Origin of the sequence: Achromobacter sp. DH1f, from assembly GCF_000633435.1 — a bacterium.
Lineage (GTDB): Bacteria > Pseudomonadota > Gammaproteobacteria > Burkholderiales > Burkholderiaceae_B > Achromobacter > Achromobacter deleyi.
This window is the reverse complement of sequence record NZ_AYMF01000011.1, coordinates 70792-84309: the sequence shown is the minus strand read 5'-3', so window position 1 is coordinate 84309 and position 13518 is coordinate 70792. Positions and strand designations below refer to the sequence as shown.

The window sequence follows — 13518 nt, the reverse complement described above, 5'->3', positions numbered from 1 at the left end:
CTTTGTTTTTGCCCAATCGAAATGGCTGCCCCCCATCCCATAGGCGTGTATGACTCCGGCGTCGGCGGACTGAGCGTCTTGCGCGCCATCCGCGACGCGCTGCCGCAGGAAGACCTGCTGTACCTGGCGGACTCGGCCCACGTGCCCTACGGCGAAAAAAGCCAGGACTACGTGCAGCAACGGTCGCTGGCCATTGCCGATTACTTCGTGTCGCGCCAGGCCCGGGCCATGGTGGTGGCGTGCAACACCGCCACCGCCGCCGCCATCGCCGCGCTGCGCGCGCGCCATCCCGAGCTGATCATCATCGGCGTGGAACCGGCGATCAAGCCGGCCGCCCACCTGACGCACAGCGGCGTGGTCGGCGTGTTCGCCACCACCGGCACGCTGGCCAGCCCCAAGTTCGCCGCGCTGGTGCAACGCGAGGCGCCCGAGATCCGCATCCTGTTCCGGCCCTGCCCCGAATGGGTGCTGCTGGTGGAACAGCGCGAGATCAGCGGCCCGAAGGCCGCGCAGGCGGTGGCCGCGCCCGTGCGCGAACTGCTGGACCAGGGCGCGGACGCGCTGGTGCTGGGTTGCACCCACTTTCCGTTCCTGCGCGAGGCGATTGCCGCGGCCGCCGGCCCCACCGTGCCGCTGCTGGAAACCGGCGGCCCCGTGGCGCGCCGGCTGCGTCACCAGTTGCAGGAACGCGGGTGGCTGAAAACGGACGGGCCGGGCACGCTGGCGCTGGAAACCACCGGCGACCCGGCGGCGCTGGCGCGACTGGGCGCGCAGTTGCTGGGTCTGCCGGCCCAGGCCACGCAGACGCCGGCGCATTGGCGCTAGGCCCAGACGGCGTCGTAGGCCGAGGCGCCAGTCACGCGGGGGAAGTCAGCGCCGGCAGCGTCAGCGTCACGCGCAGGCCGCCCAGCGGCGCCTGCTCGGCACGCACGTCGCCGCCATACGTGCTGGCCAGGTCGCGCACGATATCCAGGCCCAGCCCCGAACCAGGCCGCTGTTCGTCCATGCGCACGCCGCGTTCGAAAACGCGTTCGCGCTCGCCTTCGGCAATGCCGGGTCCGTCGTCATCGATCTGGATCTGCAGGCGGTCCGGCGACGCGGCATGGGCGTGGATATGCACGCGCCCCGCGGCCCACTTGCAGGCGTTGTCCAGCAGGTTGCCCACCATTTCCTGCAGGTCCTGCTCTTCACCGCGAAAGATCAGGCCATCGGCGAAATCGGTCATATCAAGGTCCAGCTCACGCGCGGCGTAGAGCCGGCGCATGACGCGCAGCAGCGCCTCGACCGGCGGCCGCAGCGGCGTGCGCCCGCCTTCGGTGCCCGACGCCGCAGCGGCGCGGGCGCGCGCCAGGTGGTAGTCGATCTGGCGTTGCGCCAGCGCGACCTGTTCGCGCGCCAGGCGGGCGAACGGTCCGTCTTCACGCGCAGCGGCATTGGCCAGGATCGTCAGCGGGGTCTTCACGGCGTGGGCCAGGTTGCCGGCCTGCGTGCGGGCCCGCTGCACGATGTCGGCGTTGACGGCCAGCACGCGGTTGAAGTCGTCGACCAGCGGCTGGATTTCGCTGGGATAGCGGCCGTCGATGCGCACGCTGTTGCCGCCCTGCTGCGCGGCCAGCTGGCGACGCAGCCGCCCCAGCGGCCGCAACCCCACCGCCACCTGCACCACCGCCGCCGCGACCAGCCCGGCCGCCAGCGCGCCCAGCGACAGCAGCAGCATGTGGTTGAAGCGTTCGATCGGCTCGGCCAGCACCTGGCGGTCGGCGGCGACGACCAGGCGCAGCGTGGCGGCGTCGGCGTCTTCGGGTTTGAGCGTGCGTGTCAGCGCGGTCAGGCCATGGCCTTCGGGGCCGGTAATGTCGTAGGCGCCGTCGGCGCTGTCGGCCGTGGGCAAGGCCAGCACCTGGTCCCACAGCGAGCGCGAACGCGCCACGCCCGCGGCCGCCAGGCGGCCCTGTTCATCCAGCCGGTCGATCTGCCAGTACAGGCCGGACAGCGGCTGTTCCAGCCTCGGATCGCTCAGCGGCGGGGCCACCACCGGCCGCCCGTCGGGCGCGACGCTGACCGCGGCGGTCAGCTGGTTCAGGTGCAGCGCCAGCTCGGCCCGCAACTGCTCGGTGATGTGCTGGCGAAACAGGCTGCCCAGGCCCCAGCCAGCCAGCACGATGGTCAGCGCGATCCAGGCCAGCGTGCCGGCCAGCAGCCGCCAGCGCAGTGACCCGGGCGTGCGCGGCACGGTCATGTTCCGCTCGCCAGCCGATAGCCCAGCCCGCGCACGGTTTCGATGGTGTCCGGCGGCAGCTTCTTGCGCAGGCGGCCGATGAAGACTTCGATGGTGTTGGAGTCGCGGTCGTGGTCCTGCGCGTAGATGTGTTCGGTGAGTTCGCTGCGCGAGATCACTTCGCCCGCACGCTGCATCAGCACCGCCAGCACCTTGAATTCATGGCTGGTCAGGTTGAGCGCCTGGCCGTTCACCGTGACCTTGGCCTGGCGCGTGTCGAGCATCAGCGGGCCGCAGCGCCATTGCGCGCTGGCATGGCCGCTGTGGCGGCGCAGCAGCGCGCGCACGCGGGCCAGCAGCTCTTCCATGTGAAAAGGCTTGGTCAGGTAGTCGTCCGCGCCCGCGTCGATGCCGGCGACCTTTTCGTGCCAGTTGGCACGCGCGGTCAGGATCAGCACCGGCATGCCGTGGCCGGCGGCGCGCCACTGCTTGAGCACGGTCAGCCCGTCCATCACGGGCAAGCCCAGGTCCAGCACCACCACGTCATAGGTTTCGACCTCGCCCATGTAGTGGGCGGTGGCGCCGTCGGCCGCGGTGTCGACGGTGTAGCCGGCCTGGCGCAGGGCGTCGGCCAACTGTGCGGCCAGGGTGGGTTCGTCTTCGACAACGAGCAGGCGCATCAGTGTTTGTTCCGGAACTGGATGTCGCGGCCCTTGATGCCCAGCACGGAGCCGTCACGCGCGTCGATCTTCAGCTTGACCAAGTTGCCGCCGGGCTGCAGCAGCCGAATCTCGTACAGGTAGATGCCGTCGTCTTCTTCGAATTCAACCTTCATGACCTGGCCGGGGTAATCGCGTTCGACGATATCGAGCACCGCGCGCAACGGCAGCACCTTGCCGGCCTGCAGGGCCTGGCGGGCCTGTTCGTGGTCGCTTTCGTCGGCGCGGCCGGGGCCGGGCCCGATGGCCAGCGCCGCGGCCAGCGCGCCGCCGGACAGCCAGAGTGCGATGCGCTTGCCTGCGGTCATGGGGAGTTCCGTGATGGGTGGCGTTCAGGATAACGCGGGACGCCGGGGAAAAACAGAGTCGGCACTACCCCTTCGTTATAGCGAAACGAGGATGAACGGCAGGTGAACGGCGGCTTCAGAAACGGTTCATGGGCCGGCCCGAATAATGCATGCATGGCCGGCCTGTTGGCCATATTCCAACCCTCAAGGAGCTATCACCATGACGACGACCCTCACGCCTTCGATCCGCCACACCCTGGCCGCCTTCGCCCTGGGCGCCGCCACCCTGACTGGCGCCGCGGCCTTCGCCCAGGCCGCCCCGCAGCCGGCCGCGGCCCCGGCCGCCCCTGTCGCCACCCAGGCCGCCCCCGCGCAGATCCTGACCGTGCGCCAGATCTACGACAGCCTGACGGCCGCCGGCTACCGCAACATCACCGAGATCGAGCTGGAGCACCACCGCGGCTACGACGTCAAGGCCGATGATCCGCAAGGCCAGCGCGTGAAGCTGCGCGTGGATGCGCAGACCGGCGCCGTACTGCGCAGCCGCATCAAGGATTGATGCGCACCACGGGGCCCGGCGCCGCCGGGCCCGGCATGACACGCTGGAGCCCCTCATGAACACCCGCACCGCGCTTGGCGGTTTCCTGCTGGCACTGACCGGCGCCTGGGCCATCGACGCCTTCCTGCTGCAGCCGCCGTCAGCGGCCGGCTGGCCCTGGCTGCTGCGCCAGCAGACGCTGTACCTGACCGGCGTCTGGGCAATCGGACTGATGTCGCTCATCATGCTGCTGGCGCTGCGCCCGGCCTGGCTGGAAGGCCCGCTGGGCGGGATGGACAAGGTCTACCGGCTGCACAAATGGGCCGGCATCTTCGCCGTCGGCGCCAGCGGCGCGCACTGGCTGGCCAAGCTGTCCAGCACGCCGCTCAAGGCGCTTGCCGGCACCGACGGGCGCCCCGCCCGCGATGCCGTGCTGGCCGTCATGGAAGGCTCGCGCGGGCTGGCCAAGGACCTGGGGGAATGGACGATCTACGCGCTGCTCATCATGCTGGCCATCACGCTGTGGCGGCGCTTTCCGTACCACGCCTGGCGCCTCGCGCATCGCGCCATGCCGGTGGCGTTCCTGGCGCTGGTGCTGCACACCCTGGCGCTGGCGCCGGCCTACTACTGGACCGGGCCGACCGGCCTGCTGCTGGTGCCGCTGATGGCGGGCGGCGCCGTGGCCGCGCTGCTGTCCCTGGCGGGCCGCGTGGGGCAACGCCGCCGCGTCATGGGCCGGGTCGTCTCGGTGGTCTCGCAGCCCGGCGGCATCGTCGATGTCACTTGCGATCTGGGTCCGCAATGGCCAGGCCATCGGGCCGGACAATTCGCCTTCGTGACCTTTGACCGCGGCGAAGGCGCGCACCCGTTCACGATTGCCAGCGCGCCGGGCGCCACGCCTGGGCGTCTGCACTTCAAGATCAAGGCGCTGGGCGATTACACGCGCCGGCTGGCCGACACGCTGACGCCGGGGCAAGCGGTGGCGGTGGAAGGCCCCTACGGCCGTTTCGAGCAACCGCAGCAGGCCAGCGCCGGACCGCAAGTGTGGGTGGCCGGCGGCATCGGCATCACGCCGTTCCTGGCCTGGCTGGAAGACCGGCAGGCCCGCGCGGGCGACGGCGCCCCGGTCTGGCTCCATTACTGCGTGCGCGACGCCCAGGCCGAACCGATGGTCGACGCCGTGGCGCAACGCTGCCAGGCATTGGGCAACGTCACGCTGCAGGTGCACGATGCCCGCCACCGCCTGACCGCCGCGGACCTGGCCCAAGGCGCCGTTGCCGCGGGCCGCGTGGCCGACATCTGGTTCTGCGGGCCCGCCGGCCTGTCGGCCTCGTTGCGCCGGGGCCTGCGGCGCCTGGGGCAAGGCGGCGTGCGCTGGCACCAGGAAGCGTTCGACATGCGCTAGGGCCTGTCGCCACGGCAAGCAACCTCGCCCCGCAGGCTGCGTCGTATGATGAATGCCTGCGGGGCGTCCCGCGCCTGGAGCCGCATCATGCGTATTCGAACCCTGTTGCCGGCGGCCCTGGCGGCCGTCAGCACGCTCGCCGCGTGCGGCGAGGTCGCCAAGCTGCCAGTCGAGGCCGGCATGGGGCCGCACCCAGAGCTGCCCGCCCCCAACACCACCCTGATCCCCACCGTCAACACCGCCAAGGCGGTGGGCTGGGCCGACGGCGCGCAGCCCACGCCGGCCAGCGGCCTGGCGGTCACCGCCTATGCCCGCGACCTGGATCACCCGCGCTGGCTCTACGTGCTGCCCAATGGCGACGTGCTGGTGGCCGAAACCAACGCGCCGCCCAAGCCGGACGAAGCGCCGGGCGGGCTGAAGAACTGGGCCGCCGGCATCGTCATGAAACGTGCCGGCGCGCGCACCGACAGCGCCAACCGCATCACGCTGCTGCGGGGCCTGGGGCAGGACGGCGCGGCGCAAAGCCGCAGCGTGTTGCTGGAAGGCCTGAATTCGCCATTCGGCATGGCACTGGTGGGCGACCAGCTGTACGTGGCGAACGCCGACGCCGTGCTGCGCTTTCCCTACCAGCCGGGCCAGACCCGCATCACCGCCCCCGGCGTCAAGGTGACCGACCTGCCCGCCGGCATCAACCACCACTGGACCAAGAACCTGATCGCCAGTCCCGACGGCAAGAAGCTGTATGCCTCGGTGGGTTCGAACAGCAATGTCGCCGAGAACGGCATGCAGATCGAAGAAGGCCGCGCCGCCATCTGGGAAATCGACGTGGCCAGCGGCGCCAAGCGCCTGTACGCCAGCGGTTTGCGCAACCCGGTGGGCATGGCCTGGGCGCCGGACGGCAAGACGCTCTGGACCGCGGTGAACGAACGCGACGAACTGGGCAGCGACCTGGTGCCCGACTACATGACCTTGGTGCAGGACGGCGGCTTCTATGGCTGGCCATACAGCTACTTCGGCCAGCACGTCGACACGCGGGTCAAGCCGCCGCGCCCGGACCTGGTGGCCAAGGCCATCGTGCCGGACTACGCGCTGGGGCCGCATACGGCATCGCTGGGCCTGGCGTGGTCGGGCGACGCCCAACTGGCCCCGTTCACGCACGGCATGTTCGTGGGCCAGCATGGGTCCTGGAATCGCGATCCCCGCAGCGGCTACAAGGTCATCTACGTGCCCTTCACCGACAACCGCCCGGACGGCGCCGCACAGGACGTGCTGACCGGCTTCCTGGATGCCGCCGGGCAGGCCCAGGGGCGGCCGGTGGGCGTGGCGGTGGACCGCCAGGGCGCACTGCTGGTGGCCGACGACGTGGGCAACGTGATCTGGCGGGTCAGCGGCAAGCCCTAGGGCGCCTCGGGCGGGGGTGGAATGACGGCCCCACGTCACTATCAGACCGATTACCGGCCATTCGCTGCAGCTTGCTTGCGCTGCGTCAAACCCGGCGTAGGCAGCCAGGTTCGATCTGGCGTAGAGTGGAACGACAATAGCCGCAACGCCCGCCCGGATTGCCCGGCGGGCTTGCGGTCAACCCACTCGCCACCTGGAGGCATGTATATGCTGTTGAAGAATCTGTGCGCCGCGGCCGTCCTGGCCCTGGTTTCGGCCCCCGCGCTGGCCGCCGACTGCTCGGTCGAAATCGCCGGCACCGACCAGATGCAGTTCGACAAGAAGGAAATCACGGTCAGCAAGAGCTGCAAGGAATTCACCGTGAAGCTCACCCACCCCGGCAAGCTGCCCAAGACCGCCATGGGCCACAACTGGGTGCTGACCAAGCAGGCCGACATGCAGGGCGCCGTGAACGACGGCATGGCCGCGGGCCTGGACAACAACTACGTCAAGAAAGACGACGCCCGCGTCATCGCCCACACCAAGGTCATCGGCGGCGGCGAAACGGACTCGGTCACGTTCGACGTCAGCAAGCTGGCCGCCGGCCAGGACTACACCTATTTCTGCTCGTTCCCCGGCCACTTCGCGCTGATGAAGGGCGTGCTGAAACTGGTCGACTGATCGCCCCTGCCGGCCTTGCGGGATTGTCCGCAAGGCCGCCGTGCCCACCCCTACAATGGCCGTTTCCCGGACACCCTTGGAGACGAACACATGAGCACGGACAAAGTGGCAATCATCACCGCCGGCGGCAGCGGCATGGGCGCGGCGGCAGCGCGCAAACTGGCGGCCGACGGCTACCGCGTGGCCATCCTGTCTTCGTCCGGCAAGGGCGAAGCCCTGGCGGCCGAACTGGGCGGCCTGGGCGTGACCGGTTCGAACCGGTCCCCCGAAGACCTGGCCCGCCTGGTGGACACCACCGTGCAGAAATGGGGCCGCGTCGACGCCGTGGTCAACAGTGCAGGCCATGGCCCCAAGGGCCCGCTGCTTGAAATCAGCGACGACGACTGGCACCTGGGCATGGAGTTCTACCTGCTGAACGTGGTGCGCATCACGCGCCTCGTGGCCCCCATCATGAAAAACCAGAAGTCGGGCGCCATCGTCAACATTTCCACCTACGCCACTTTCGAACCCGAAGCGCTGTTCCCGACGTCGGGCGTGTTCCGCGCCGGCCTGGCGGCGTTCACCAAGGTGTTCTCGGACGAATACGCCGAACACAACGTGCGCATGAACAACGTGCTGCCCGGCTTCATCGACAGCCTGCCCGAAAAGGAAGACCGCCGCGTGCGCATCCCGATGGGCCGCTACGGCACCGCCGAGGAAGTGGCCGACCTGATCGCCTTCCTGGCGTCCGACGCATCGTCCTACATCACCGGGCAGAACATCCGCATCGACGGCGGCATCACGCGCTCGGTCTGAGGCGTATCATTCGAACGCATTAATCCCCTCGTCCGAATGGTGGTATTGAAGCGCCCCCGGCGCTTCGTTACCGTAGGTTTTCGCATTCGAACCCGGGGCTTCCTGCATGCCTGCGCCGCCGTCCGAAGCGGCGTCCGGCGCCGCCTCTGTACCGACTTCGTCCGCCCGGCCCACGCCCGGAGAGGCCTCGCGCTTCCTGGCGCAGGCGACCTTCGGCCCGACGCCCGCCCAGATCGACGCCGTGGTGCGCGACGGCTACGCGGCCTGGCTGGATGCCCAGCTGGACCTGCCCCCGTCGCAAAGCCATTTCGACTGGCTGCTGCAGCAAGGCAAGAACACCGAGGCCTACAAGGGCAACGGCATCAATGCCCCGCTGGAATCCACCCTGTGGCGCAAGTTCATCAGCGCCGAAGACCAGGTGCGCACACGGGTGGCCTTCGCGCTGTCCGAGATCTTCGTAGTGGGCGTGTCGGCCATTACCGCCAACTGGCCGCTGTTCGGCGCCGCAGGGTTCATGGACCTGCTGGCCGAGCATGCGCTGGGCAATTACCAGGCGCTGCTGACCGCCGTGACGCGCAACCTGTCGATGGGCTGCATGCTGACCTACCGCGGCAACCGCAAGGAAGACCCCAAGACCGGCCGCCATCCCGACGAGAACTACGCGCGAGAGGTGATGCAGCTGTTCAGCATCGGCCTGGTCGAGCTGAACCCGGATGGCACGGCCAGGCTGGCAAACGGCGCGCCCGTCGAAACCTACGGCAATGCCGACGTGCAGGGCCTGGCCAAGGTCTTCACCGGCTGGGACCTGGACGGCCCCGAGACCGATGTGCAGTTTCACCGCCGGCCCATGGCCTTGAACGGCGCCCTGCATTCGCTGGCGGAAAAGCGCTTTCTGGGCGCGGTGATTCCGCCCGGCACCGACGGCTACCTGTCGCTGCGGCGGGCCATGGAAGTCATCAGCGCCCACCCCAATGTGGGGCCCTTCATCGGCACGCAGCTGATCCAGCGGCTGGTCACCAGCAATCCCAGCCCCGCCTATGTCGGCCGGGTGGCGGCGGCATTCCATGACGACGGCCAGGGCGTGCGCGGCAACCTGCGGGCCGTGGTGCGCGCGATCTTGCTGGACGACGAGGCCCGACACCCGGACCTGACCTCGCCCGAATGGGGCAAGGTGCGCGAACCGATCGTGCGTTTTTCGGGCTGGGCGCGGGCGTTCGGCGCCACGTCCAACAACGGCGCCTGGGCCATGCCCGACACCACCGACAACACCATCCGTCTGGCGCAAAGCCCCATGCGTTCGGCCAGCGTGTTCAATTTCTTCCGGCCGCGCTACAGCCCGCCGGTGACCGAACTGGCGCGGCGCGGACAGGTGGCGCCGGAATTGCAGATCACCGATGAAACCAGCATCGCGGGTTACCTGAATTTCCTGGCGATCTATGTCGACCGCGGCTGGGAAGACCTGCAAACGGATTACGCCGCCGAGATCGCGCTGGCCCGGGACCCGGCTGCGCTGGTGGCGCGGGTGGCGCTGCTGCTGGCGGGCGACGCGTTCAGCGGCGCCACCGCCGACGCCATCGCGCAGGCGGTGGCCACCCTGCCGCCCGAGCGGCCGCGCGACCGCGTGCGCGCCGCGATCATGCTGGTGGCGGCCAGCCCCGAATACCTGGTGCAGAAATGACGCGCGGCCGCCTTGCCTGCCGGGAGCCGCGATGACGCCCGATCGCCCCGACCCTCTGGTGCTGCCATGAAGCCCGATCGCCGCGAATTCCTGCTGCGCGCCTGCGCTCTGGGCGCCAGCCATGCCGCCGCGCCGCTGGCGTTGAACCTGGCGGCGCTGGGCGCGGCCGCGGCGCAATCCGCGCCCGCCGACTACAAGGCGCTGGTGTGCGTATTCCTGTACGGCGGCAACGATCCGTTCAACACCCTGGTGCCCTTCGATGCCGCGGCCTATCGCGCCTATGCCGCGGCCCGCAGCGACATCGCCCTGCCCCGCCCCGCGCTGCAGGCCACGGCGCTGCGCGGCAAGGCAGCGCCGGACAACGGAGCGCAGTTCGCGCTGGCGCCGTCGTTGGCGCCGCTGGCCCCCTTGTTCGAACGCGGCGAGATGGCCGTGGTGCTGAACGTGGGGCCGCTGGTCGTGCCCACGACCCAGGCCGACTACATCGGCGCACGCGTGCCGCTGCCGCCCAAGCTGTTTTCGCACAACGACCAGCAGTCGTACTGGCAGGCGCTGGCGCCGGAAGGCGCGTCGTCGGGCTGGGCCGGCCGCCTGACGGACCTGTATGCCAGCATCAACGCGCAGCGCAGCTTCACCGGCATCACGGCCGGCGGCAGCACCGTGCTGCTGGCGGGCCGGCACGTGGCGGGATATCGGGTCGGCGTGAACGGCTCGACCCGCATCGACCTGCTGACGCGTGACATGTACGGGTCCAGCGCCTGCACCGCGCTCTTGCGCCAGTTGATCACCCAGCCGCGCGACCACCTGATGGAACGCGAGATGTCGCGCATCGCCGCGCAATCGATCGATGCCGACACGCGCCTGCGCGCCGCGCTGTCAGGCGTGGCGGTACCGGGCGACTTCGGCTCGCCGCTGGCGCAGCAGTTGAAGATCGTGGCCCGCATCATCGCCGCGCGCCAGGCGCTGGGGGCACGGCGCCAGGTGTTTTTCGTTTCACAGAACGGCTACGACAACCACACCGGGCTGAACGACACCCACCCGGCCTTGCTGCGCGAACTGGGCCAGGCCCTGGCCGTGTTCCAGGACGCGCTGGCGACGCTGGGCGTGGCGCGGCAGGTCACCACCTTCACCGCTTCGGAATTCGGCCGCACGCTGGGGTCCAACGGCAATGGCTCGGACCATGGCTGGGGCGCGCATCACCTGGTGCTCGGCGGCGCGGTGCGGGGCGGCCGCTACTATGGATCGCACCCTGAGATCGCACCGGATGGCCCCGGCTTTGTGGACAACGGCCGGCTGCTACCGACGATGGCGGTGGAACAGCTGGGCGCGGCGCTGGGCGGCTGGTTCGGCGCGGGCCGCGATGACCTGAACCTGGTGTTTCCGAACCTGCGGCATTTCGATGCCGCGCCGCCCGCTTTGCTGGACGGGGCCGCCTAGACGGACGCGGCGGGCGGCGATTGCCGTGCATGCCAACGCGGCGCGCCCGCAACGCGCGCCACCAGGGATACCGCCCCTTTACAGCGCCGCGTGCATCGACGTGGCCAGGCGCTTCCACTTGACGGCCTCGTCCCGCACGAACGCGGCCAATTCGCCCGGCGTGCTGGTGCGGACCTCTGCCCCCTGCTCGTCGATCTTGCGGGCCACGGCCGGGTCATGCAGCGCGCCGTTCAGCGCCGTATTCAGCTTGGCCACCACGTCGGCATTGGCGTTGGCCGGGGCGAACACCGCGTACCACTGCGCCACGTCCACGCCTTTGACCCCCAGCTCGGCCAGCGTGGGCATGTCGGGCAACACCTTGGCGCGGCGCGCGCCGGCCACGCCCAGCGCGACGATCTTGCCGGACTTCAGGTGCGGATAGGCGCTGAACAGGCTGGGGAACATCACCTGCGTCACGCCGGCCAGCGTGTCGGTCATGGCGGGCGCCGAGCCCTTGTAGGGAATTTCCAGCATGGCCGCGCCCGTGGCGCGATTGAACAGTTCGCCCGCCACCGCCGGCGCCGTGCCGGGGCCCGCGGAAGCAAAGCTCAGGCCGTCGGGATGCGCCTGGCCATACTTGATCAGCCCGGCCACATCGTGCACGCCGATGCCGCTGTTCACCACCATCAGCGTGGGCGAATCGGCCACCATGCCGATGGCGGTGAAATCGCGCACCGGATCGTAGTTGAGCTTTTGCAGCGCGGGGTTGATGCCGTGCGTGCCGATGTAGCCCAGCATCAGCGTGTAGCCGTCGGCCGGCTGGCGCGCCACGTAGTCGGCGGCGATGGCGCCCTGCGCGCCGGGCTTGTTGACCACGATGACGGTCTGGCCCAGCAGTTCGCCCATCTTCTGGCCGATCACACGGGCCAGGGTGTCGTTGCCGCCGCCCGCGGCGGTGGGCACCACCATGGTGATGGCGCGATCGGGAAATTGCGCCTGGGCGGCCTGGCCGCCCAGGGCCAGGCACAGCGCGGCGGCGCCAAGAATGCTGCTGCGAGTAGGAAATGCCATATCGAGTCTCCTGATGATTTTGGGAACGGTCTCTGTGGACCGTTGAATCGCTTGCGGGCGCCAGGCCGGCGCCAGCTGGGTTCAAAGCGGGCCGCTCGACCAAGCGGCCCGGATGCTGTTGTCGGTGTAGCCGATACGGACGCTAGGCGGCTACCGCCATCGGTGCGGCGCGCAGCGGCTGCGCCGCGCGCGTTTGCGGCGCCACCTGGGGCAGGTAAAGCACGCCTTTCATGATCTTGCGGGCCGTGCGCACCAGCCCCGCGGCGGCGACCTCGCCCGTGCGCTCGTCCAGCCGTACGTCGATATCCATGCCGCCCGACGGATGCACAATGCGCACGCTGCGATAGCCCGGCTGCGGCCCGGGGCCGCCGCAATCGTGCGCCACCGTGCCCGGCATCAGGAAGGCGGCGGCCACGCCCACCGCGCCGGTCGCGGCATGCGCCCGGTGGCAGGCGTGCGGCGTGAAATAGCGCGAGCGCAGCGACAGCCCGGCGGCCTCGTCGCCCGGCGCCAGCAGCACCGGCTTGGGGATGACGCTGTCCGTCACGTCGCCCAGCCCCATGCGCGCGCCGGCTTCGCGGCGGATGCGTTCCAGGCGTGCCAGCAAGGCCGCATTGGCGTCCAGCTCGGCGGGCGATTCATCGCCACGCAAGCCGAAGTCGGCGGCACGCAGCAGCACCATCGGCATCGCGGCATCGATCAGCGTCACCGCTATGCCGTCCACGATGTCCTGGCGCTGGCCGGTGGGGAACAGGCGGCCGGTGAGCGCGCCCCAGGCATCCAGGAAGTTCAGGCGCACCGGCGCAGCCGCGCCGGGCACGCCGTCGATGCGGGCGTCGCCCTCGTAGGTCAGGCGCCCGCCCGGGGTCTGCACCACCGCTTCGATGACGGCGCCCGTGTTCACGTTGTGCACCCGCACCGAAGTCTCGCCGTCGGCCGCGGCGATCAGGCCTTCGTCGATGGCAAACGGCGCGGCGCCGGACAGCATGTTGCCGCAGTTGGGCCGGGTATCGACGCTGGCGCGGTCCACCGACACCTGGGCGAACAGGTAGTCGATATCGCAGCCCGGCCGGCGGGACCGCGACACGATCGCGACCTTGCTGGTCAGCGAGTTGCCGCCGCCCAGCCCGTCGACCTGCAAGGCGTGGGGCGAGCCCATCGCGGCCAGCAGCATGCGGTCGCGCTCGGCCGGATCGGCGGGTAGCCAGTCCGCCAGGAAAAAGGGGCCGCGGGAGGTGCCGCCGCGCATCAGTACGCAAGGGATGATCGTTTCCATGCAATGCATTCTGCGACGCTGCGGCTATTATTTGAATTGCAACTTACGGATGGA

13 protein-coding genes are annotated in these 13518 nt (G+C 69.9%); 8 read left to right on the top strand and 5 right to left on the bottom strand.

The annotated features are described in order from the left end of the window. The first annotated feature begins 21 nt into the window (after window positions 1-21). Window positions 22-825: a glutamate racemase gene (gene murI / locus U858_RS0111345; protein ID WP_025137278.1), complete on the top strand. Its 804-nt coding sequence runs from the start codon at window positions 22-24 to the stop codon at window positions 823-825. 31 nt (window positions 826-856) lie between these two features. On the opposite strand, the gene U858_RS0111340 is transcribed toward murI, so the two are convergent. From U858_RS0111340 to U858_RS0111330, 3 genes are read right to left on the bottom strand one after another with little or no spacing between them, the layout of a single operon-like run. Continuing rightward, complete coding sequence (locus tag U858_RS0111340; RefSeq protein ID WP_025137277.1) at window positions 857-2239, bottom strand: sensor histidine kinase; 1383 nt, start codon at window positions 2237-2239, stop codon at window positions 857-859. Next, entirely contained in the window at window positions 2236-2898 is a 663-nt protein-coding gene (locus tag U858_RS0111335) for a response regulator transcription factor (protein WP_025137276.1), read from the bottom strand. Before U858_RS0111335 ends, U858_RS0111340 begins: the two co-directional genes overlap by 4 nt. Continuing rightward, window positions 2898-3245: a PepSY domain-containing protein gene (locus tag U858_RS0111330; protein WP_025137275.1), complete on the bottom strand. Its 348-nt coding sequence runs from the start codon at window positions 3243-3245 to the stop codon at window positions 2898-2900. The genes U858_RS0111335 and U858_RS0111330 overlap by 1 nt, the downstream gene beginning before the upstream one ends. Window positions 3246-3444: 199 nt before the next feature. On the opposite strand from U858_RS0111330, the gene U858_RS0111325 reads away from it, so the two are divergent. The 7 genes from U858_RS0111325 to U858_RS0111295 all read left to right on the top strand — a co-directional run bounded on the left by U858_RS0111325 (window position 3445) and on the right by U858_RS0111295 (window position 11138). Continuing rightward, the gene (locus U858_RS0111325) at window positions 3445-3783 is read left to right on the top strand and encodes a PepSY domain-containing protein (RefSeq protein ID WP_025137274.1); all 339 of its coding nucleotides are present in this window, start codon (window positions 3445-3447) and stop codon (window positions 3781-3783) included. A gap of 55 nt (window positions 3784-3838) precedes the next feature. After that, window positions 3839-5167 carry a ferric reductase-like transmembrane domain-containing protein gene (locus U858_RS0111320; RefSeq protein WP_025137273.1) on the top strand — a complete coding sequence of 443 codons (1329 nt, stop codon included), beginning with the start codon at window positions 3839-3841 and terminating at the stop codon, window positions 5165-5167. 87 nt (window positions 5168-5254) lie between these two features. Beyond that, the gene (locus U858_RS0111315) at window positions 5255-6568 is read left to right on the top strand and encodes a sorbosone dehydrogenase family protein (protein ID WP_025137272.1); all 1314 of its coding nucleotides are present in this window, start codon (window positions 5255-5257) and stop codon (window positions 6566-6568) included. Window positions 6569-6775: 207 nt separating this feature from the next. Further along, a complete protein-coding gene (gene azu / locus U858_RS0111310) occupies window positions 6776-7228 on the top strand; it encodes an azurin (RefSeq protein ID WP_042884797.1) in 453 nt (150 codons plus the stop codon). A 90-nt stretch (window positions 7229-7318) separates the two neighbouring features. Continuing rightward, on the top strand, window positions 7319-8023 hold the full coding sequence (locus U858_RS0111305; RefSeq protein ID WP_025137270.1) for an SDR family oxidoreductase: 705 nt from the start codon (window positions 7319-7321) through the stop codon (window positions 8021-8023). A 106-nt stretch (window positions 8024-8129) separates the two neighbouring features. Beyond that, on the top strand, window positions 8130-9701 hold the full coding sequence (locus U858_RS0111300; RefSeq protein ID WP_025137269.1) for a DUF1800 family protein: 1572 nt from the start codon (window positions 8130-8132) through the stop codon (window positions 9699-9701). A gap of 66 nt (window positions 9702-9767) precedes the next feature. Further along, complete coding sequence (locus tag U858_RS0111295) at window positions 9768-11138, top strand: DUF1501 domain-containing protein (protein WP_025137268.1); 1371 nt, start codon at window positions 9768-9770, stop codon at window positions 11136-11138. Window positions 11139-11216: 78 nt separating this feature from the next. On the opposite strand, the gene U858_RS0111290 is transcribed toward U858_RS0111295, so the two are convergent. Beyond that, window positions 11217-12188: a tripartite tricarboxylate transporter substrate binding protein gene (locus tag U858_RS0111290; RefSeq protein ID WP_025137267.1), complete on the bottom strand. Its 972-nt coding sequence runs from the start codon at window positions 12186-12188 to the stop codon at window positions 11217-11219. Window positions 12189-12330: 142 nt separating this feature from the next. Further along, entirely contained in the window at window positions 12331-13464 is a 1134-nt protein-coding gene (locus tag U858_RS0111285) for a 4-oxalomesaconate tautomerase (protein ID WP_025137266.1), read from the bottom strand. Window positions 13465-13518: the final 54 nt, after the last annotated feature.